The sequence below is a fragment of the Paenibacillus sp. FSL H3-0333 genome, assembly GCF_038002805.1.
Classification (GTDB): domain Bacteria; phylum Bacillota; class Bacilli; order Paenibacillales; family Paenibacillaceae; genus Paenibacillus_AQ; species Paenibacillus_AQ silagei.
In genome coordinates this window covers 3810297-3831726 of sequence record NZ_JBBODG010000001.1, presented here as the reverse complement: position 1 = coordinate 3831726, position 21430 = coordinate 3810297, and the positions used below count along the sequence as shown (strand labels likewise).

Here is a 21430-nt window from a genome sequence, read left to right as displayed (position 1 = left end):
GTACTTATGTTTCTTATCGTTATTTTACACCGGAATGTGAATACCTGACACCTAAATTACATGGATTTGCTTATGCTTTGCCTTTCGCAGGCTGCTTGTCCTTAACCGGACGCAGCTCCACCGGGCTCTTATAGCGCTTGGCAATCTTAAGATACAGCGCAAGCTCGCGGCATAATTGCAGAATCGCGGAGCGGATCTCGAATTCCTCGCGCGAATCCGGCAGCTCCATCTCCTGGAACTCCTGCTGCAGCTCCTCCAGCAGCCGCTCGGTCCGGCCGGTATATTCCTCAGCCAGCACATCGCCGCTTAGCTGGTCGAACAGCTCTGCCACCATATCCCCATGAGGCAGCTGGCGGTATACCTGCGAGAGCAGCTGCATCATATTCTGGATGGACTCCAGTTGCTCCTTGCGCATATAGAAGTACACGTTCCAGGCCTCATCCGGGTGGATCACATGATTCTCCATTTCCCTGGATGCTGCCATCAGCCCCTTCTGTACAGTCTCGCCTGCCCCGATCAGCTCTTGCCCGTCCCAGATATAACCGGGATCACGGAGCGTTCTGGCCATCTGCCGGAAGATCACCGAGAAATAGCCGTCTACCTCCTTGCGGATGCCCGCAATCATCCCGCCGGTCTCCGGCATATAGATGAAGTTCACAAGACCGGCCGAGCCAAGGCCGATAATCAGCAGCTCCACCTGCTGCAGCAGGATATGAACCGTGATATCAGCTTGTCCAAATACGCGGAACACAATGACCGAGCTGGTGACGATCCCTTCCTTGAAGCCGGCTTTGACAATCAGCGGGAAGCCGAACAATACATACAGTCCGAGTACCCAATAATGAAAGCCCAGGGCGAAGAATAGAATACAGCCCAAAAAGAGTCCCACCAATGAGGCGAAGAAGCGCGCCGAAATCGTGCGTAGACTCCTTTTACGGGTCGTTTCCACCCCGAGAATGGCCAGCAGTCCCGCGCTTTGCGCATTAGGGATACCAGCGGCGGCTGCCAGCAGAATAGACAGCAGAGTTGCAGCCGCCGTTTTAATAATACGAAATCCCATGTGAATATCTCTCCTACACCGTTAAGCTTCATCATTCAAATAAAGATATAGTCATGGTACAAGATTTTGCCAAGAGACACAATATGACATGATTCTTACCGCCTCGACAGCAGCAGCTTCTCCACATACACCACCAGCTGGTACATGGCCGTAGCCACAGCCGCAATAATGAGCAGACTCGACATGACCAGGGTGAAGTTGAACACCTGAAAGCCGTAGATGATCAGATACCCCAGCCCTGATTTCGCAACCAGAAATTCACCGACAATAACGCCGACCCAGGACATGCCGACGTTCACCTTGAGGGTGGAGACCACCGCCGGGAACGACGCCGGGAGAATGACTTTGCAGAACTCCTGGCTTTTGGAGGCACCGAAGGAACGGACCACCTTGACCAGATTCGGGTCCACGCTGCAAAAGCTGTTGTACACTACCAGAGTCGTGATAATTACGGTAATGGATAAGGTGGTAATGACAATGGCGGTGAAGCCTGCCCCGAACATTACAATGAAGATCGGGCCCAGCGCCACCTTCGGCATGCTGTTGAATACGACCATATAAGGGTCCAGGACGGCGGACAGAAAAGGTGACCACCAGATGACGACCGCCAGCAGCGTCCCGATTAAGGTGCCCAGAATAAAGCCCACTGCGGTCTCGCCCACGGTCATTCCCAGATGCGGCCACAGACTGCCGCTGACCATGTCCTCCCAGATCTGACCGAAGACCTTCGTCGGATAACTGAACAGCAGCTCATCGATCCAGCCCATTCTGGCCCCGGCTTCCCAGAGCACGAAGAACACCAGCAGCAGGCTGCTACGGACCATAAGCACTTGACTTTTGCGGCGCAGCTTCTTCTTCCTGTAATCCGCATGCTTCTGTTCGAGCCACTGCGCACGGGAAGCCGTCTCACGGGGCTGCGCTTCTGTATTCACATCTCTTCCCTCCCTGCCAGCTCCATTTCCTTCCATACCTCGTGAAAAAGCCCGGCGAAGCCCGGCAGGTCCCGCGCATACAGCGGCGGTGTTCTGCGAATCGCTTCCGGAATTTCAAAAATCCTGCGGATTCTGCCCGGATTCGGCTGGAGCAGAATGACCCGGCTGCTGACTGCAATCGCTTCAGACAGGTCATGCGTAACCAGAATCGCCGTGGTTCCCCGGCGCATCAGCGTCTCCGAGACCAGATCCTCCAGCTGCAGTTTAATCTGGTAGTCCAGCGCCGAGAATGGCTCATCGAGCAGCAGCAGGCCGGGGTCGGTAGCCAGTGTCCGCACCAGAGCGACACGCTGGCGCATCCCTCCCGAGAGCTGTGCCGGATAAGCCTGCTCCTTGCCCTCCAGCCCCATATCGGCCAGCAGCTGCAGCGATTTGGCACGCGAGCTTCCGGTGAGCCTTCCGGTCAGCTCCAGCCCGAGCAGCGCGTTATCCTCAATCGTCCTCCAGGGGAAGAGATAGTCCTGCTGGAGCATATAGCCGACCTCCGGCGAAGGTCCTGCGGCCTTACGTCCGCTGAGCAGCACCTCACCGCGTGAAGGCTGCAGCAGCCCGGCGATGATCGACAGAATCGTCGTTTTGCCGCAGCCGCTCGGTCCGACCAGGCTAACGAACTCGCCTTGGCCGACGCTGAGATTCAGATCCTCTATAGCAAGCGAAGCCTCGCGGTCTCCCAGGTAGGCGTGCGTGACTTCCTTCAACTCGACTACTGGAAGCATAGTGGTCAGCCTCCTCACTCCTTAATGGTGCTCTCTGCCTGCTCTGCAAAGCTGTTATTCACAATCTTAGCGGCAGGAATCCGTTCCTTCAGCTCACCGGCATGGTCAATGACATCCAGCAGATTATTCCATTCCTTGTCATCAATTACCGGATTCACCGCATAGGTATCCTGTTCCTTATAACGGCTGATGGCAGAGACTACAATGCCCCGGTCAATCTTTTCAAAATACGGCATGACCGCGTCAGCAATCTCCTCAGGATTATGAGCCTTCACCCATAACTGGGCACGCTGGACCGCATTGGTGAATTTCTGCACCGTGTCCTGATTCTTAGTGATGTAGCTCTGCTTGGACATGAATACCGTATACGGCAGATAACCGCTCTCTACCCCGAAGGAAGCGACCACCTGGCCCCGGCCTTCACTCTCGAAGATCGATGCCTGAGGCTCGAACAGCTGCACATAATCCCCGGTCCCGGAAGCAAATGCACCGGCAATATTGGCAAAATCAATGTTCTGGATCAGCGTCAGATCCTTCCCCGCATCAATCCCCTTGCTGCGCAGCGTGAATGCGCCCGCCATCTGCGGCATGCCCCCTTGCCGTTGCCCCAGGAACGTCGAGCCCTTCACTTTGTCCCATGTAAAATGGCTGTCCGGTGTACGCGCGAACAAGAAGGTTCCATCCCGCTGCGTAAGCTGCGCAAAATTAATGACTGGATCATCCGCCCCCTGCTGATACACATAAATGGAGGTCTCCGAACCGACCAGCGCCACATCGATTGCCCCTGAGAGCAGGGCCGTCATGGTTTTATCTCCGCCAGGTATCGTCTGCAGCTCCACATCCAGCCCTTCATCCTTGAAAAAGCCCTGCGATAAGGCCACATATTCAGGCGCATAGAACACGGAACGGGTAACTTCGCCGATCTTCACCTTGACATTAGCGGATTTACTGCCGCAGCTTGCAAGTACAGCGCCGAACACAAGCATCAACAAGAACGGCAATGACAGTCTTTTGAACCCTTTCATCCTCTCCACTCCTTTCCTCCCGGGTCTTTCGCCCTTGCTCTATGCATATGCGGGAGTCTATGGAAAGGTTAAAGCGCAATATATGAAGCGCTTACATTATAATCGGTTCGTCAACCCGCCCCGCTCAATGAATGATCGCAGCGCCGTATTCACGCTGTACCGGACCAGCGAGCCAGACTCGTCAGAATGGGGCGGTGCTTCAGCCGAGGTTATTTTGCAAGAACAATCTTAATAGAGCAGCCATTCCCCAAAAGCATGACACAGCTCCGCCCGGGTCAGCGGGAACGCAATGATATAACCGTCTTCCTGCTCACTGCTGCTGCGCAGAAGCCATCCGCCCGAAGAAGCTTCAATGTAAGAAATCTGCTGCAGGGTCCAGCCTTCCCCATTCCTCGCACATAACCGCAGTTCACCGGACGCTGTCCGGTTCTTAAGCACTTTAGCCAATTCAGCAGAGCTGTCAGGATCACCTGTCTCCGCTTCCAGTGAAGCCGCCAGCACACACAACGTCCATGTTCCGGCCTTCTCATGAATCTCCTCATAACTCCGTCTGGACAGGAATACCGCAGGAGCGGACGGGTTCCGGGGCTGCGCACGCTCGAAGCAATTGAACAGGTAATAGCAGGCGCGCTTCATCTCTGCCGGCTCCTTCAGCTCGTAGGCGAAATCATCTTCTTCCGTTAACCCTGTCAGGAGGATCTTATCCTTATGTACTTGCAGGCATACATCCTGCGCATATTCACGCTCATTGAATTTCATTCTGCATATCCGCTTGGAGCCGGAGGCTGTGTGCAGGAGCTCTGCCACCACTCTACGCCGGGTCTCACCCGGGAACAAATACTGTGCCAGACAGATAAAATCTTGCTTATTCACATTCTTTATCCCTTCCTTTTAGGCATACATGTAAGTATAACTGTAAATGAGTGGCTTTCAAAAAAACTGCAAAACTATAAAACTTGCAATCTTTATGTTATCATAAGCTAATTTTAAGGTAAAATTAAGAAACACAGGGTAAGATCAATACCATGAAATACTTTTAGCGAGGTGGTTTTCAAAATGAGAATGCTCATCACTTTTCAAAACAAGCTTGTCCCTGTATATTTCACAACAGAAAACAAACAGCCGACCCAAAAAGTACTTCGACTGCTCAACAGTACGCTTGAACTCAAAATTCAAAAAGGCAAAAACGCCCTGCAGACCTGTTTGAATTCCCTGATCAGTATCGAAATTAAAGGCTCAGAAGCTATATTGCACAGTTACAGTGAAAATGATTCATTGGCCTTATCCCTCTATTAAACAGAGGGATATTTTTTTGCCGTTATACATATAAAGTTAAACAACTTAAAAAAGCACATGCCCGCAAGTGAGGGATGCGCTTAGACTATGGGTTACAGGGGCTTAGGATTCAACATTATACCGTCAGTCAGCCAATCCGGAGGTTCCTGTTCTCCTCTTTCTCCGCCTTTTTAATTCGCAATTTGAACAACTTCACCAGGTTACGCCGGGTATGCTCTTCGTGACAGCTGTCCAGCTTCTTCAGGATGAAACGGTCGATGGACATGTCAATCGCTCCTTTAAATGGGGGCTTAGTCCCGTGATCTGGAGAGGGAATCATTTCCTCTTCTCCTTATATCACCTATATAACCGGACCGCTGATCCCCTAAACTTGTCCTGATGCGCACCTGCACCGCTTGCGAAATTAGTAAAACTACATATGGGCCTTTGAGCGGCAAATTAGGAATCCGTTATAGAAGATATGGTACATTTGCGAAGGATAGCAGCTTCTGTAAGCAGAAAAAAATTTTATCCGACGGATATTTACAAACTAAATATTAAATGCTATATTATCGATAGTTAATATTAAATATATACCTAAGGAGAAATCATAATGTCGAATGTACTGTTTATCAAAGCTAATAACCGCCCTGCCGAGCAATCCGTAAGTGTTCAGCTCTACAACGAATTCCTGTCCAGCTACAAGGAGACTCATCCGCAGGACCAGATCACTGAACTCGACCTGTTCGCTGAACAGCTTCCTTACTACGATAACACACTCATCACTGGCGTATACAAAGCAGCCCAAGGCTTCGAAGCCACTCCTGAAGAAGCAGCAGGCGCTGCACTTGTTAAGAAATATCTGGACCAGTTCCTGGCCGCTGACAAAGTAGTCTTTGCCTTCCCGCTCTGGAACATGACCGTTCCGGCTGTACTGCACACTTATATCGATTACTTGAACCAGGCTGGAACTACCTTCAAGTATACTGCTGAAGGTCCAGTAGGACTGTTGACTGGCAAAAAAGCAGCGGTTCTGAACGCCAGAGGCGGCGTGTACTCCGCAGGCCCGGCAGCAAGTGCTGAAATGGCCGTGAACTTCATCATGGGCAACCTGAACTTCTGGGGCTTCAAGGAAACTACACAGGTAATCATCGAAGGACACAACCAGAACCCGGACAAATCCGCTGTGATTATCGCTTCCGGTCTGCAACTGGCTAAGACAGCAGCCGCATCGTTCTAATCTGATCATAAATAGCTTTTTGAAAGTCTCCGTAGGGAGACTTACCGAGAGCATATGAAGAGCTGTCCCAAATGCCATGAAGTGGCTGCTTGGGACAGCTCTTTTTTTTGGAGTTAGATCAACGTGAGCACTTGGGTGGACGCTGCGTGAACGGACCGTTGTTACAATCGCTGTGCTCTCCAGATTTTTTTCATTCCCCTTAGCGGTGAAAATCCGGAGACCAAGGCGACCGCTGCCGCTTTTCCACAATCGTTCCGTCCTCTCCACTGTTTAAGCGGGATACGAACTTCTTTAAAAACTTCTCAAAACGCTACGACAGAATAACCCCTTCATTTAACCCACCGGGACAGCCTCTTAACGTTGAGACGGAGTTCTTACGGACAAGACCAGATACCACTGCTATAAAAGTTGCTGAAGCAGGTGGATTTTCTCCACTTGCTATCGAACAAGAGACCTCAAGCTAGAGAGCAGTTGGAAAAATGGCACTTAATCTCCTCCAACTCTTCCCAATCGAGGCTTTTACGGTGTAACAAATGACGTTTATCCAACTAATTTCCTCTATAGCTCCCGAACCACCAAATTAAGATACGTTTTTCCAACTACTCCAGGTGGCGTAGCTCCTGCTTACACAATGCTTAGCATCCAGTAAGCTTATTCTGTTATGCAAACTTTCATCCCTATTCCCCTGCCCGCTTCAATGCTTCTACAACGCTCTGGAATTTCATCGCCGCTCAATATTCGTCCAGCACCCGCTGCCAGCTGTTGCCCTTGGCACGGGGCGGGGTGCTTTTAGCGGAGGCGGCGGCTGTCTTGCGCTTCTGTCTCGCTTCCTTGCTGTTCTGGAATTGCAGCTCCTTCTGCGTCTTGTGGTAATTCTGCAGCCGCTTCCCGTCCAGCACGCCGCTCGCGGCAGCCGCAAGCACGGCGCAGCCTTCCTCCCGTGTATGAGTACAGTCACTGAAGCGGCATTCCACCGCAAGCGTACTGATCTCACCGAACGCCAGGTCCAGTCCGCCGTCATCCTCCCACAATTGCAGCTCGCGCATTCCCGGCGTATCGACGATGATTCCGCCATCCGGGAGGACGAACAGCTCGCGGTGTGTGGTCGTATGACGTCCGCGGCTGTCCCCTTCCCGCACATCCTGGGTGAGCTGCAGATTCCGGCCGCTGAGCCAGTTGACCATCGTCGATTTGCCGCAGCCGGACGAGCCGGTCAGAGCTACCGTCTGGCCGCTGCCGATGTAGGGCTGGAGCTCCTCCCGACCGTCGCCCAGTAAGGCGCTGACCACATGGACCGGGACACCGGGAGCCGCCTGCTGCATTTCGGCCATTTTCAGCTCCGCATCGGTGCACAGATCTGCCTTGGTCAATAGAATGACGGGATTCGCCCCGCTGTTCCAGGCCATAATCAGATAACGCTCCATCCGCCGTACATTGAAATCATCATTCAGTGCACTGACCAGGAATAAGGTATCCACGTTGGAAGCTACAATCTGCTCCTCCTGAGTCGGGCCCGCCACCTTGCGCGAGATGACGCTGTGACGGGGAAGCACACCATGAATCACCGCATGCGCTCCCCCATCCTGCATCGCCAGGACCACCCAATCGCCTACCGCCGGATACTCGCCGGACCCGCTTAGCGAATGCCGGAACTTGCCTGACAACTCACCCCATATTTCACCTGCTGCAGTAATCACCTTGTATTTACTGCCGAAATCTCCGGCAATCCGGCCCGCTGCATACTCCCTGTCGTCCAGCAGCCGCAGCTTATCTGTCCATTTTCCGTTCCATTCTTCATTCCAGCCGTACTGTTCTAGCTTGATATCGATATTCATGCATTTCCTCCTGAATGGGTTATTATCGTTCTCATACATCCGCTTATCACATCATCCATGTATCTCCGGGCAGCATTGGCTCCACATGCGCACACAAAAAACCGCCGGAACCCAAAGGTTCCGGCGGCAGAGGCAGACTCGGCCGCGGTCCGGCTTTTGCTGATGTACAGCAAAGAACCGTCCGCTGCGGGCAGAGTCATTCCAGGATAGTGAGTCTGCTCCTCTGCGCGAGAAGAGCAGAATCCACTATCCGGGCGTGATGCAGCAGACCTGCACACGCAAAAAAGCCGCCGGAACCGATACGGTTCCCGGCGGCTCTAGAAGGCATCATAGAGCTTACCTGCGAAGCTGGGGATCAATTATTACTCCACAGCCGCATTTCCCGGAAGACACGTATCCACAACAGTAGCAACCAATCCTGAAACGCTAGTATAAACTGCCATTTGACATCGTCTCCTTCCGAAATAATATGCTGTAATAATATACGGCCCGGATACCGTTTGTCAACAGTGGGCCCTAACTTGCTTAAATAATGCCCCGGAGCTCATCCAGCTCCTGAATGACAGCGAGAGGCTTCACGTTCAGTGATTCATCCCAAGGGTGCTTGCGCTTCAGCCAGATCGTATCCATCCCGCTCTGCGCCGCCCCCCAGATATCATTCACCGGATGATCGCCGATGAATATAGTCTGTTCCGCCGTGGAGCCAAGGCGTTCCAGGGCTAACTTGTATATCTCAGGATCAGGCTTGCTGATCCCGGCTTCGCCCGAAATGACGATCGTGCGGAAGTAGCCGCGGAGTCCAAGCAGATCGATTTTGCCATATTGAATATCCATGCCGCCGTTCGTGACCAGTCCCAGCGGATATCCCCGGTCCCGGCAATACTCCAGGGTCTCCACCGCATGCTTCATTATCGCCCCGTGGCGGATATAGGTCTCATCATAATAGGCCCGGATGTCCGCAGCGGTCAATGCCTTCTCCCAAGGAAGAACCTCGCTAAGCTCCGCGAAGAACCCGTCCTTCTCCCGGTATCCGTCGGCATCTCTGATAATCATATCCTCCACCACCTGCACGGCCTGCTCTTCGCTAAGATGTCCCAGGTGATCCTGCACAAACTTCGTGCTGAAGCTGCGGAAGGTCTGATCCCGGTCCATCAGGGTATTGTCCAAATCAAACAGCAACGCTTGTACCTCTCTCATGTCTACGCTCCCCTTCTGTCGTCCATTTCTGCGCCCAACGCACCAGATGCTTATTGTACTACGCGCCCGGGCGCAAAATAAAGACCATTCCGCCAGGAAGGACAACCTCTCCTTCGTCAGAATGGCCTGTATAGGGGGAATCAGGTACGCAGAGCTTTCAAGATTCAAAATGTTCAAAATGCTCTGCGCGATGCGTAAGCATCATTTCCTCATCGGTAATGTAGAGCGGGAACGGCGGTGTCTCCTTCAGATAACGCTCGGTGGACAGCAGCCGGTAATGAACCTCAGGGAGCCAGGCGTCTTCGAGCAGCGGCAGCTTGCCGGTGTCACTGATATAATTGTCTACCGCCGATTGAACCATGTCGAGGTAGTACGGCACCAGCTTGTCAGATTCTTCAAAAATCTCAAAGGTCTCGCTGGACATATAGAATTTCTGCTGCGGAACTCCGCCTAAATATCGTTTGAGCCGGTTCAGGTCAATGCTCTTATCTTCCTGGATCAGAGCGGTACGGTTAATGGGAGCGGGCATATCTTCTTCAAATTGCCTTACAGCCTGCTTGATCTGCGGCAAGGTAACGGTCGGATGAACGGGTTGCAAGTTTTTTTTGGCACGTTTGAATATCATACTGAAGGTCTCCTTTCGAAGTTATGTCAGATAACGCTTTCAATTCCATTTTATTCGTTATTTGAACAATTAATCAGCAGTTTCGCACTTGTCATAAAAAATCCCCATTTATTAGATCATTATTTGACATTTTCCCAGTGAGTCCAGAGATCCGGCGGGTTAAGCTCATACTTATCATTCTCCCGGTACATGAACTGGTGCATAATGAACTCGCGGCGGATTGTGGCATAATCATCGTGGAACGGCTTAATGAACTCGTTGATCTCTTTCTCCGAATAGACCACACCCGGTTCGAGCTTCTCCACCATATATTGCAGTGCGATTAATTTCTTCTTGTATTGTGCGGGAATCTGGCGCAGGCGTCCGTCTTTGGCAAAAAAATTACGGAGCACCGACTCCTTCAGACTGTGTTCAGGCGACTCTTCCTCCATCTCCTCCACCCCCTTTGCAAAAATAAATTTCAGCGAGGCTTCAGAGCCTGCCTGGATAAACTCGGGATTCAGCTTGAAATATACAGTGTTCTTGTCTCTGCGCTCCAGGATCAGTGCGGCTTCACGCAGCTTGGCTGCATGATGGGTCACCGTAGGCTGTGACAGATTCAGCTTCTCGGCCAAGGCGTGACCGTGAACCTCGCCCCGGGACAGAAGCAGAAGAATACGCAGCCGGGTGGGATCGGATAAAGCTTTGTGATAGGCGACAATTTTGTCTAACTGCAAGCGGGATCACGCTCCTACGGATATTCGTCAGGCAGTCTGGGGGAACTGCCATTTTATACTTTAGATATATATCTAATTATATACCCATCTTGACATCTGATCAATCCCCAATTTGCGGAATTCGCCAGCCATGGCAAAAAACAAAAATATAAGGTACCATTTACTGAATAGAATACTACCTTAGGAGGACATAGATATTATGCTAGACGTTATTATTATCGGCGCCGGTCCCTGCGGACTGTCTGCAGCCATCGAATGCCAGCGCCAAGGGCTCTCCAGCCTGATTGTGGAAAAGAACTTCATTGTCCATTCCATCTACCTGTATCCGACCAACATGCAGTTCTTCAGCACCACCCCGCTGCTTGAGATTGGAGATGTGCCCTTCACCTCTCCGAATGACAAGCCCTACCGCCATGAGGCGCTGGTCTACTACCGCCGTGCGGCCGCGCAGCATCAGCTTGAGATTGCCGCTTATGAAGAAGCGTTGTCCGTTCTGCCGCAGGAGGATGGCAGCTTCGTTGTACATACGGTCAACAAGCGCGGCGAGGAGCAGCAGCGCTACGCTGCGAACGTAGTCATCTCTACCGGTTACTTCGACCAGCCTAATCTGATCGGGATTCCCGGGGAGGAGCTGCCGAAGGTTACGCATTATTTTGGCGAGGCTCATCCGTATTCCGGCATGAAGGTAACTGTAATCGGAGGCAGCAATTCAGCGGTGGATGCCGCGCTGGAGCTGCTGCGGGTAGGCGCCAAGGTGGATATGGTCTACCGGGGAAGCAGTATCTCGGACAATATCAAGCCCTGGGTGCGTCCGATCTTCGAGAGCATGGTGCAGAAGGGGAGCATTACATTGCATCTGGAATCGCGCGTCACGGAGATCACCTCGGCCTCGGTCTTGGTAACCTCCTCTGTGAACGGGGAACCTACCGAGCTGGATAATGACTTCGTACTGGCGATGACCGGCTTCCGTCCCAGCAGAGCCCTGCTCACCTCTGCCGGGGTACAGATGGATGACTCTATGGATAAACCAGCCTTTAACCCCGCTACCATGGAGAGTAATATACCGGGCATCTATGTCGCCGGGGTTATCGCTTCCGGACGGAATGCCAACGAGGTATTCATCGAGAGCGGGCGGGAGCACGGCAAGCTGATTGCCGATCATATTGTGAGTACAAGGCTTACTTAAGAGAAGGAGTGTATCCAAGCTATGGATATAACCTCGTTATTGCTGCTGGGTCTGGCAGCGCTCGGTGTCATCAGCAGCAACTCGCCGATTACCATTGCCATGGTCGTGCTGCTGCTGATCCGTGTGCTGGGACTTCAGCAGGCTTTTCCCTGGCTGGAGAAATACGGGCTGACCGTCGGCATTATCATCCTGACCATCGGGGTCATGACGCCGCTGGCCAGCGGGAAGATCTCCCTCCAGACCGTCGGACAGTCGTTCCTGCACTGGAAATCCCTGGCCGCCATCGGAGTTGGCGTCCTGGTCGCTTATCTGGGCGGACGCGGAGCCATGCTCATGGGCAGCCAGCCGACCATCGTCGCCGGGCTTCTCATCGGAACCGTCCTTGGCGTGGCTCTGTTCAAAGGCGTTCCCGTGGGACCGCTCATTGCCGCCGGCATCCTGTCACTGCTAATTGGCCGGATGTAAGCCGGTAGCCACCTCAAGACCAAGGCAAGACGAAACAGGCTGCAAGTCCACCTAAGCGGGTGGACTTGCAGCCTGTTTTATTGGACTAAGAATAGTATAGCCGCGTTATGCATCCAGCCGCTGAACGTTGAACAGCCGGGCGTAGCTCCCCGCAAATCCCATCAGCTCCTCATGGGTGCCGCGTTCGGTGATCTCCCCGTTCTCCAGCACGATAATCTGGTCGGCATGGGTAATCGTGGACAGCCGGTGGGCCACAATCAGCGTCGTCCGCTCAGATGCCAGGGACTGCAGCGCCTGCTGGATGAGATGCTCGGACTCCAGATCCAGCGCGGAGGTCGCTTCGTCCAGAATCAGCACCTTGGGGTCCTTCAGGAATACCCGTGCAATCGCCACGCGCTGCTTCTGTCCGCCGGACAGCTTCACACCCCGTTCTCCCACTTCGGTATCATAACCTTCAGGCAGCTGCATGATGAAGTCGTGGGCATTCGCAGACACCGCCGCCTTCATCACCTCCTCTTCCCCCGCTTCCGGGTTCCCGAACCGGATATTGTCGCGTACCGAGCCGCTGAACAGGAAATTATCCTGCAGCACCATGCCCACCGTCCGCCTCAGACTCTCCTGGGTCAGCGTGCGGATATCGTGTCCGTCCATGCGCAGACTGCCGTCGCTGATATCATAAAAGCGCGGGATCAGGCTGATCAGCGAGGATTTGCCGCCTCCGCTCATTCCGACAAAAGCCACCGTCTGGCCCGGAGCAATGCTCAGATTAATGTCCCGCAGCACCCACTCATGCTCGTCGTTATACTTGAACCACACATTGTTGAATTCGATCTTTCCGGCTGGCTTCAGCAGCGGCTTCGCGCCCGGAGCATCGACAATATCATAGGGCTCATTCAGCAGCTCCAGGACACGCTCAAGCGATGCCGAGGCTTGGGTCAGCACGGTCGAGGAGTTGATCAGACGGCGCAGCGGTGCATACATCCGGTCCAGATAGCCGAAGAAGGCCACGAAGGTCCCGAGCGTCAGGTTGCCCTGAATGACCTGGTATCCGCCGTACCCGATCACGAGCAGCGGCGCAATATCGGTCAGGGTGTTGATAATCGCGAAGGTGAAGGCGTTCCACCGCGTTTGCGCCAGCGCTTTTTGCAGGAACTTGCCGTTGATCTCCTCGAATTGCCGCTGGTCCACCCGCTCCATCGTGAAGCTGCGGATGACCGCAATCCCCTGAATCCGTTCATGCAGATAGCCCTGAATGACGGCAAGTGCCTGTGACCGGTCTTTGGTCAGCACCTTGAGACGCTTGTATAGCGTATTGACAGCAATGCCATACAGCGGCAGAATGGCAATCGCCACCAGCGTCAGCACCGGATTCAGATAGAGCATGAAGCCAAGCGCGAAGAGCAGGGTGAACATATCCAGCCAGACATTCATCATTCCGACCTCAACCAGGTTCTTCGACTGCTCCACATCGTTAATGAACCGGGAGATGGCCTCGCCCACCTTCGTATTCTGGTAATAACGCAGCGACAGCCGCTGCAGATGCCCGTAGAGCTTATTGCGCATATCGAAGAGGACCTTGCTTGTAATCAGCTGGGCGAAATACTGGCGGTAATACTCCACCGGCCCGCGGACAATCACGAACAGAATCAGGCCCCCGCCGATTACCGTCATCAGCTTCGAGACCCGCTCAGCTATCGTCAGTGCCGGATTACCCAGCAGCTCATCAACTACATATTTGAGAATCATCGGCAGCGTCAGCGGAATGCTGAATTTGACCATCCCGATGATCAGAGTGAGCACAATCCATTTCATATACGGCCGAACAAAGGTATAATAAGATTTCCAAGGTTTCACAGCGTGTCAGGTCCTTTCCAATTCATTCTTCATCAGGGTGCAGTTGACATTTGCGCGCTGCAGTGTTTTATTATTTTTAAACAGTTACGGTTGCAGTACCGAAATTCAGGAGGATAATGATGCCCAGACAATTTGTGACGGAAGCCGTCATGATGGCGATTTACGGCCAGCTTCTCATCCCGCGGAGCCCTGTAGAATATATAGTCCCTTATACCACAATTATGGAGCTTTACGAGCTGCGGGACAGCGATGAGCCGGTGATGAGCCAGGCGGATGATGACAAGCATGTCAGACTCAGAATCCGCGAGCTGATCAACTATTTCGAGGAGCCGCTCAATGCCAAGAAGATCAACCGCTGTCTGAACGTCCCCTGGGCCAAAAGCTCCGGTATCCTCCTCGGCGGACACGCGCAGATCACCATCATTAACAGCGTTGACAATGCCTCCTACGGAGAAGCATTCGATCCGATTGAGACAGAGCTGCTGCTGGCGTCCCAGCGTGAGAAGGTGCCGATTCTGACCGACCAGTTCGAGCTGATCCAGCGCATCATCGAAGGCGGAGTTCCCGTCCAGGTCTATGACATTGATGATTTCGAGTTCGCGATGGAGGAAGAGACCTTCCGCAGCTCGCACTGATCGCGTCACCTGAGCGGCGGGCAGCTTCGCTGGCCTGGTGCGTACAAGCGGACACGGCCTGGCCGTCCTTTTAAAGGACGGTACCGTTTCAGCGGGAAATAGAAGGATAAGTTATGGTGTGAAACCTATAAATTCTTATATTTTGGAACAAGCCCTTGCCTGACGGCAAGGGCTTGTTCCGCATCCCCGGCAGTGCCGGGATCTGCCATTCGCTCCAGCTCTCCCTTATGCCACCGGCACAGGCTCATACTTATATTCGATGTCATCTTCTGCTTCAGAATAGACAATCGACAGATTGTACCCCTCCATATACCACAGATCCTGCTCCTCCATATAGAAGGTCAAGCCGCCTTCCCCGAACTGCACAGCAGGACGTCCAGGCTGCTCGGTAGCAATGCCCAGCGAGAAACCGGGATGCAGGCCTCCGCCTGAGCTGTACCGGGGGAACAACCGGATATATGCGCCCTCCTGGAGGCTCAGTTCTCTTTTGAACCAGGCGGCTGCTTCCGGACTAATTAATATGTTCATCTCTCCACTCCTCCCCTCTACCCCAATCATACCCAAAAAACTTCAATTCACCAAATTACTGAAGTACTCCTGCCAGATATCCTGCCGCGCCGCAAAATTAAGTTTGACAATTCTTAAAGTGTGATGATAAACTCGGAACATAACGAAACGTCTTCAAGTAATTACCAAAATGAAGAAAGGGTGATCTCGGTGTTGAATATGGATATGGATATGGTATACCTCGCCACTATTGTAGAAAACTATACCCAACTAAATACCGAAGCAGCCCGAGCAGTGGAGAATTCCTGAGGTTCATGCGTATTACGCGTAACGTATGAGAACAGGCTTAACTTATCTCTCACATGTCTCTGTGCTGCTTATAGCACCGTGGACATGATAACCGCAATTAGAGGCGTATCATCCGTTTTCGGATGGTACGCTTTTTCGTGTGCTATGAGGTTATGATCCGCTGCGAAATGTCCGTAAATGTTCCGTTAAACAAGCTAACTTAGTAATTACTTCAAGCACGAAAGGAAGGGATTCACCTTGTTCTCCGTACTCCGAAATCTCGGCTGGTTCTTCCGCCGGGAAAAAAGGCGCTATACTATAGGCCTCATCCTTCTTATTGTGGTAGGTGTGTTAGAACTCCTGCCTCCACGCCTGCTGGGCAACGCCATTGACGAAATCGTCACCGGCGCCATCACTGCAGGTTCACTGATGAAATACATTGGCCTGATCGTACTTATGCTGCTGATCATTTACTGGATCACCTACATATGGATGCATAAGCTTTTCGGGGGTTCGAATCTGGTGGAGCGCCTGCTGCGCTCGCGGTTCATGAATCATCTCATGACGATGACCCCCGCCTTCTTCGAGCGTAACCGCACCGGCGATCTGATGGCCCGCGCCACCAATGATATCCGCGCCGTCTCCGCAACCGTAGGCTTCGGGATGCTCACTCTTGTCGACTCCACCGTATATCTCACGGTCGTCCTGTTCGCCATGGGGTTCCTGGTCAGCTGGAAGCTGACACTGGCCGCGGTCATCCCGCTTCCGATGATTGCGGTAGCCATGGTGTTCTACGGCAAAGCGATCCACGACCGCTACAGTCTGGCGCAGGATGCCTTCGGCGACATGAATGACCAGGTACTGGAATCCGTATCGGGCATCCGCGTCATCCGCGCTTATGTGCAGGAGCGGCACGATGAGAAGCGCTTCTCTGACATTACAGATGATGTGTACCGCAAAAATATGGCGGTCGCCCGGGTCGATGCCTTCTTCGAGCCGACGATCCGCTTGTTCGTGGGTCTCAGCTATATCATCGCCCTGACCTACGGAATCTATCTCGTATTCCGCAATCAGATTACGCTGGGCGATCTGGTGTCGTTCAACATGTACCTCGGGATGATTGTGTGGCCGATGTTCGCGATCGGCGAGCTGATTAATATCATGCAGCGCGGCGGCGCTTCACTGGAGCGAATCGACGAGACGCTGAATGCCAAGCCTGATGTCAAGGATGTGCCTCATCCGGTTCCGGTAGACCAGCCGGCCACCATCGAGCTTAAGAATGTGACCTTCCGGTATCCGACCTCTACCATCGATAATCTCAGCGGAGTCAGCTTATCCCTCTCCCAAGGCCAGACGCTTGGCGTGGTCGGACGGACCGGCAGCGGCAAATCGACGCTGCTGAAGCAGCTGCTGCATGAATACCCGGCGGGAACAGGCGAGATTCTGATCTCCGGTGTGCCGATCACCCAGATCGCCCTCGACCAGCTTCACAGCTGGATGGGCTATGTGCCGCAGGAGCAGATCCTCTTCTCCAAATCGGTGCGCGAGAATATCCAGTTCGGATACTCCGGGGCCAGCGATGAGCGGATCATGCAGGCAATTACCGCCGCCGCCTTCCAGAATGACCTTGGTACCTTATCCGACGGGCTGGATACAATGGTTGGCGAACGCGGCGTCTCCCTCTCCGGGGGACAGAAGCAGCGTGTTTCCATATCACGCGCCTTCATCTCGAATCCCGATATTTTGATTCTGGATGATGCCCTGTCTGCCGTTGACGCGCGGACAGAAGCGAAGATCATCGAGAACATCCGCGAGGAGCGCAGCGGCAAAACCACGCTCATCTCCACCCACCGCCTCTCGGCGATTGAGCATGCCGATCTGATCGTTGTCCTCGAAGACGGGCATATTACAGAACAGGGTACACACCAGGAGCTGCTGGAGCTGAACGGCTGGTACCGTGAGCAGTTCGACCGCCAGCAGGTCGAGAATAATCTGACGAATGAATAACCCCATACAGGAGGTGTCACCGTTGACACAGAGTACAGGCAAACGTCTGCTGCAATATGCACTGACCGCCAAAAAGACCTTCATCGCCGCCCTTCTGCTCCTGACCATCGGAGTAGCGGCTGAGCTGGCGGGGCCTTTTATCGCCAAGAGCATGATTGACAATCATCTGCTTGCGATTGAGAAGCCCTACTTCCAGACAGCCTTGCCGGAGGATGCTGCGGAATATAACAACACTTATTACAAACGCGGTGACCGCTTTGCCGCAGGTGAAGCCAAGGGCCAGGAGGTCCGCCTGCTTCAGGCGGGCAGAAGCTTCTACTTCATCAATGAAGCGGTCGCGAAGACTGAAGGCGAGCGCAGCTTCGCAGACGGGAAGCTCCAGATCAAATACGGCGAGCAGACGACGGTCTATCCGGCCGTCAAGCTGTCGGCGGGTGATCTGTTTTCCTTTTACAAGCCGGAGCTTCCGGGAATCTATCAGCTAGTCGCTCTATACGCCATGTTCCTTGTCATCTCCATTATTGCTGAGTTCGGCAAAACCTACTGGCTGCAATCGTCTGCCAATCAGGTCATCCGCAAGCTGCGGACCGATGTCTATGCGCATATCCAGCGCCTGCCGGTCTATTTCTTCGATAATCTGCCTGCCGGTAAGGTAGTGTCCCGGGTTACCAACGATACGGAAGCAGTCAAGGATCTCTTCATTGCCGTGTTATCCAACTTCGCTACAGGAATCATCAATATTACCGGCGTCTACGTGGCCCTTTTCCTGCTGGATGTGAAGCTGGGGCTCGTCAGTTTGTTCATCGTACCGATTATTATTATCTGGATTGTGCTGTACCGCAAAATCGCTACCAAATACAACACGATCATCCGCTCGCGGCTCAGTGAGATTAATGCCATTATCAACGAATCGATTCAGGGGATGTCGATCATCCGGATTTTTCGCCGCCAGAAGCAGAGTAGCGCTGAATTCGAGCAGCTCAATGACGACTATCTGAAATATCAGAACAAAATGCTCAACCTGAACGCCTTCACCTCCCACAACCTGGTGAACTCGCTGCGCAGCCTCTCCTTCGTGCTGGTGCTGTGGTACTTCGGCTTCGGCAGCCTGGACGGGTCGACCTTCGTATCGCTTGGCGTCCTGTATGCCTTCGTCGATGTGCTAGGCCGGATGTTCCAGCCGATTACGGGGATGGTCAACCAGCTGGCGAATCTGGACAGCTCGATGGTCTCTGCAGGCCGCGTGTTCACGCTGATGGATGAGCCGGGAGAGCCGGTCACTGACGGATCGATGCCGCGTTACAAGGGAAATGTCGTGTTCAAGGATGTCTCCTTTGCTTATAAAAAGGACTTCGTCCTGCGCGATATCTCCTTCGAGGCGCGCCCGGGCGAGACCGTCGCCCTTGTGGGCCATACCGGCTCCGGCAAAAGCTCCATCATTAACCTGCTGTTCCGCTTCTATGATCCGCAGCAGGGAAGCATAACGATCGACGGGCAAAAGGTCAAGGATCTGCCGAAGCAATGGCTGCGCAGTCATATGGGCATCGTGCTTCAGGACCCGTACCTCTTCACCGGAACCATTGCCTCCAATGTCAGTCTGGGTGACGAGCGGATCTCTAGAGAGCGTGTCGAACGCGCCTTGCGTGAGGTAGGGGCCGATAAACTGCTGGCTCACCTGCCGCAAGGCTTCGATGAACCGGTCATTGAGAAGGGCAGCACCCTGTCCGCCGGACAGCGGCAGCTGATCTCCTTCGCCAGAGCCTTATCCTTCGATCCGGCGATCCTGATTCTGGATGAAGCAACGTCCAACATCGATACCGAGACTGAGAGCATTATCCAGCAGGCGCTGGAGGTGCTGAAAAAAGGCCGGACCACCTTCATCATCGCCCACCGGCTGTCAACCATCCGCAGTGCGGACCAGATTCTGGTGCTGCACCGGGGCCAGATTGTCGAACGCGGCAACCATGATGAGCTGATGGCGCAGGGCGGCAGGTACTTCCGCATGTATCAGCTTCAGCTGGGTGCGGGAGCCGGGAACGGCTCAGGCGAGCCAGCTCCGGAGTCCGGGGGCTCTGCTTCTTCCGCTGTACTCCGGCCATCGCTGGAACAGATCTAATTCAATTGCTTGAGGACAGCAACTTAGCCTAATGGCGAGCAACGGCATATACTTATCATACATTACAATAAGAACACCCCCTGACGCAGGAAGGCGACAGGGGGTGTCTTTCACTTGATATCAGAACGTTTGTTCTGTATAATGGAGCAATACATATTATGGATGGGGTGAAGATGATGATAACCTACAGTCTTAGCAAGCGGCAAGCCCGGCTGTTCCTGCTGCGCCATCAGCGGCTCGTCCCGGACGGATTGCCCGGCGGCAAGCAGAGCATCTATGACTTCGTCCGGCATGTAGGCTGTATCCAGTATGATCCGCTCAGTATAGCCGGACATAACCACGAGCTGGTGCTTCAGGCGAGAATCCCCGGCTTCGTGCCTGAGATGGCCAATGAGCTGCTATATAAGGACAGGCTGCTGATTGACGGCTGGGATAAGAACATGTCGATTTACTGCACAGAGGATTGGCCGTATTTCCAGCGACGCAGGGAAGCTGCTGCCAGGCATCAGCATAACGAGGCCATGGCGGCCATGATTACCCATGTCCGTGCGGAGCTGGATGCACGAGGGCCACTCTCGTCACTGGACCTGGAGAGTACGGAGAAGATCGACTGGTCCTGGGCTCCGGCAAGACTCTCCCGGGCTGCCATGGAGAGCATGTACTTTTGGGGCGAGCTATCCATCCATCACCGGGTGCACACCCGCCGTTATTACGATTATACGGCCAAGCTGCTGCCTCCTGAACTGCTAAGCGCAAGCGATCCTAACGAGACGCTGGAGCAGCATCACGATTGGTATGTGCTGCGCCGGATCGGCAGCATCGGCCTGCAATGGAACCGGTCCGGGGACGGCTGGCTTGGCATCGCTGGCCTGAAGAGCAAGGAACGGACAGCGTCCGTGCAGCGGCTGCTGCAGAAGGACCTGCTCCGCGAGGTACAGGTGGACGGCCTGAAGCTACCGCTATACATCCGCACAGCAGACGTCCCTGAGCTTGAAGCTATATTGCGTCAGGATGATACTGCGGGTGCAAATGAATCCGCAGCCGGGCCGCAGGCTGGTAATGAGGGTGGGGCCGGTCATGCCGGAGGAGCGGCCTCCTTCGCGGCGGCACTGGCTCCGCTGGACAATCTGTTATGGGATAGAGAGCTGATCCTCCAGCTGTTCGGCTTTCAATATCGCTGGGAGGTCTACAAGCCTGTGCTTGAACGGGAATACGGATACTATGTCCTCCCCCTCCTCTACGGCGACCGCTTCATCGGCCGGCTGGAGCCGGTGATGAACAAGAAGACAGGTGTCCTAACCATCGTCCGCTGGTGGTGGGAGGCCGGAGAGGCGCTTGAACGCTCCATGCTCCCTGCGCTGACCAGGGCCTTCTCCTCGCTGCAACACTCAACCGGAGCCTCCGCGATCCGCTTCGCGCCGGACGTCGTCCAATCCTGCGGACTGCAGGAGCTGGAGGAGGCGCTGTCTGCTACTTCTCTAAAGACTAATTAATTCAATCATCTGAATCATCCTGCGGGAAGAGGATGTTAGAACTTTAGGGGGCCACACAGCTTGTGTCGGTGGACCCCCTCCCCACAATACTCATCCGCCTACTTCAGAGCAACCGGCGTATTCGGGGGCATTAGTGCACCTCATTTGGGGATTTAGCTCGTATCCGACAAATTCAGGGGCACTAGTGCTCTTCATTTG

Annotated in this window: 20 protein-coding genes; 8 read left to right on the top strand and 12 right to left on the bottom strand. The window is 53.7% G+C overall.

Annotated features, from left to right (window positions below):
* Window positions 1–70 precede the first annotated feature (70 nt).
* The 5 genes from MHH78_RS16885 to MHH78_RS16865 form a co-directional block, all read right to left on the bottom strand.
* Window positions 71–1060 carry an aromatic acid exporter family protein gene (locus MHH78_RS16885; protein WP_341168076.1) on the bottom strand — a complete coding sequence of 330 codons (990 nt, stop codon included), beginning with the start codon at window positions 1058–1060 and terminating at the stop codon, window positions 71–73.
* A gap of 95 nt (window positions 1061–1155) precedes the next feature.
* Window positions 1156–1908 (bottom strand): ABC transporter permease, encoded by a 753-nt coding sequence (locus MHH78_RS16880; RefSeq protein ID WP_445322071.1) that lies wholly within the window; start codon window positions 1906–1908, stop codon window positions 1156–1158.
* 80 nt (window positions 1909–1988) lie between these two features.
* Window positions 1989–2768: an ABC transporter ATP-binding protein gene (locus tag MHH78_RS16875; RefSeq protein WP_076085221.1), complete on the bottom strand. Its 780-nt coding sequence runs from the start codon at window positions 2766–2768 to the stop codon at window positions 1989–1991.
* Window positions 2769–2782: 14 nt separating this feature from the next.
* Complete coding sequence (locus MHH78_RS16870; protein ID WP_341168075.1) at window positions 2783–3793, bottom strand: ABC transporter substrate-binding protein; 1011 nt, start codon at window positions 3791–3793, stop codon at window positions 2783–2785.
* Between the two features lie 228 nt (window positions 3794–4021).
* Complete coding sequence (locus MHH78_RS16865; protein WP_076085215.1) at window positions 4022–4666, bottom strand: hypothetical protein; 645 nt, start codon at window positions 4664–4666, stop codon at window positions 4022–4024.
* A gap of 183 nt (window positions 4667–4849) precedes the next feature.
* Here MHH78_RS16865 and MHH78_RS16860 point away from each other — a divergent pair, with 183 nt between their 5' ends.
* The gene (locus MHH78_RS16860; protein WP_036699054.1) at window positions 4850–5089 is read left to right on the top strand and encodes a hypothetical protein; all 240 of its coding nucleotides are present in this window, start codon (window positions 4850–4852) and stop codon (window positions 5087–5089) included.
* A 127-nt stretch (window positions 5090–5216) separates the two neighbouring features.
* Here MHH78_RS16860 and MHH78_RS16855 read toward each other — a convergent pair whose 3' ends face one another.
* Window positions 5217–5354: a hypothetical protein gene (locus MHH78_RS16855; RefSeq protein WP_179090468.1), complete on the bottom strand. Its 138-nt coding sequence runs from the start codon at window positions 5352–5354 to the stop codon at window positions 5217–5219.
* 327 nt (window positions 5355–5681) lie between these two features.
* Between MHH78_RS16855 and MHH78_RS16850 the strand changes: the two genes are divergently transcribed.
* On the top strand, window positions 5682–6308 hold the full coding sequence (locus MHH78_RS16850; RefSeq protein WP_341168074.1) for an FMN-dependent NADH-azoreductase: 627 nt from the start codon (window positions 5682–5684) through the stop codon (window positions 6306–6308).
* Window positions 6309–7039: 731 nt separating this feature from the next.
* Here the strand turns inward: MHH78_RS16850 and rsgA are convergent.
* From rsgA to MHH78_RS16830, 4 genes are all read right to left on the bottom strand, one after another.
* On the bottom strand, window positions 7040–8143 hold the full coding sequence (gene rsgA / locus MHH78_RS16845) for a ribosome small subunit-dependent GTPase A (RefSeq protein WP_341168073.1): 1104 nt from the start codon (window positions 8141–8143) through the stop codon (window positions 7040–7042).
* 525 nt (window positions 8144–8668) lie between these two features.
* Window positions 8669–9340, bottom strand: a complete 672-nt coding sequence (locus MHH78_RS16840; protein ID WP_341168072.1) for an HAD family hydrolase — start codon at window positions 9338–9340, stop codon at window positions 8669–8671.
* Window positions 9341–9497: 157 nt separating this feature from the next.
* Window positions 9498–9965 (bottom strand): DUF3939 domain-containing protein, encoded by a 468-nt coding sequence (locus MHH78_RS16835; RefSeq protein ID WP_076085209.1) that lies wholly within the window; start codon window positions 9963–9965, stop codon window positions 9498–9500.
* Window positions 9966–10084: 119 nt separating this feature from the next.
* Entirely contained in the window at window positions 10085–10681 is a 597-nt protein-coding gene (locus tag MHH78_RS16830) for a DUF2087 domain-containing protein (RefSeq protein WP_076085206.1), read from the bottom strand.
* Window positions 10682–10880: 199 nt separating this feature from the next.
* Between MHH78_RS16830 and MHH78_RS16825 the strand changes: the two genes are divergently transcribed.
* On the top strand, window positions 10881–11867 hold the full coding sequence (locus tag MHH78_RS16825; protein WP_341168071.1) for a YpdA family putative bacillithiol disulfide reductase: 987 nt from the start codon (window positions 10881–10883) through the stop codon (window positions 11865–11867).
* A 21-nt stretch (window positions 11868–11888) separates the two neighbouring features.
* Window positions 11889–12332, top strand: coding sequence for a DUF441 domain-containing protein (locus tag MHH78_RS16820; RefSeq protein WP_036724588.1), 444 nt, complete (start codon window positions 11889–11891; stop codon window positions 12330–12332).
* 105 nt (window positions 12333–12437) lie between these two features.
* Here MHH78_RS16820 and MHH78_RS16815 read toward each other — a convergent pair whose 3' ends face one another.
* Entirely contained in the window at window positions 12438–14186 is a 1749-nt protein-coding gene (locus MHH78_RS16815; RefSeq protein ID WP_341168070.1) for an ABC transporter ATP-binding protein, read from the bottom strand.
* 119 nt (window positions 14187–14305) lie between these two features.
* On the opposite strand from MHH78_RS16815, the gene MHH78_RS16810 reads away from it, so the two are divergent.
* The gene (locus tag MHH78_RS16810) at window positions 14306–14821 is read left to right on the top strand and encodes an ADP-heptose synthase (protein ID WP_076085194.1); all 516 of its coding nucleotides are present in this window, start codon (window positions 14306–14308) and stop codon (window positions 14819–14821) included.
* 225 nt (window positions 14822–15046) lie between these two features.
* On the opposite strand, the gene MHH78_RS16805 is transcribed toward MHH78_RS16810, so the two are convergent.
* Window positions 15047–15349 (bottom strand): HesB/YadR/YfhF family protein, encoded by a 303-nt coding sequence (locus tag MHH78_RS16805; protein WP_036724585.1) that lies wholly within the window; start codon window positions 15347–15349, stop codon window positions 15047–15049.
* Between the two features lie 525 nt (window positions 15350–15874).
* Here MHH78_RS16805 and MHH78_RS16800 point away from each other — a divergent pair.
* The 3 genes from MHH78_RS16800 to MHH78_RS16790 all read left to right on the top strand — a co-directional run bounded on the left by MHH78_RS16800 (window position 15875) and on the right by MHH78_RS16790 (window position 21232).
* Window positions 15875–17623, top strand: coding sequence for an ABC transporter ATP-binding protein (locus tag MHH78_RS16800; RefSeq protein ID WP_341168069.1), 1749 nt, complete (start codon window positions 15875–15877; stop codon window positions 17621–17623).
* 22 nt (window positions 17624–17645) lie between these two features.
* Window positions 17646–19739, top strand: a complete 2094-nt coding sequence (locus MHH78_RS16795) for an ABC transporter ATP-binding protein (RefSeq protein WP_341168068.1) — start codon at window positions 17646–17648, stop codon at window positions 19737–19739.
* Window positions 19740–19897: 158 nt separating this feature from the next.
* Complete coding sequence (locus tag MHH78_RS16790; protein WP_341168067.1) at window positions 19898–21232, top strand: winged helix DNA-binding domain-containing protein; 1335 nt, start codon at window positions 19898–19900, stop codon at window positions 21230–21232.
* The last annotated feature ends 198 nt before the right edge of the window (window positions 21233–21430 follow it).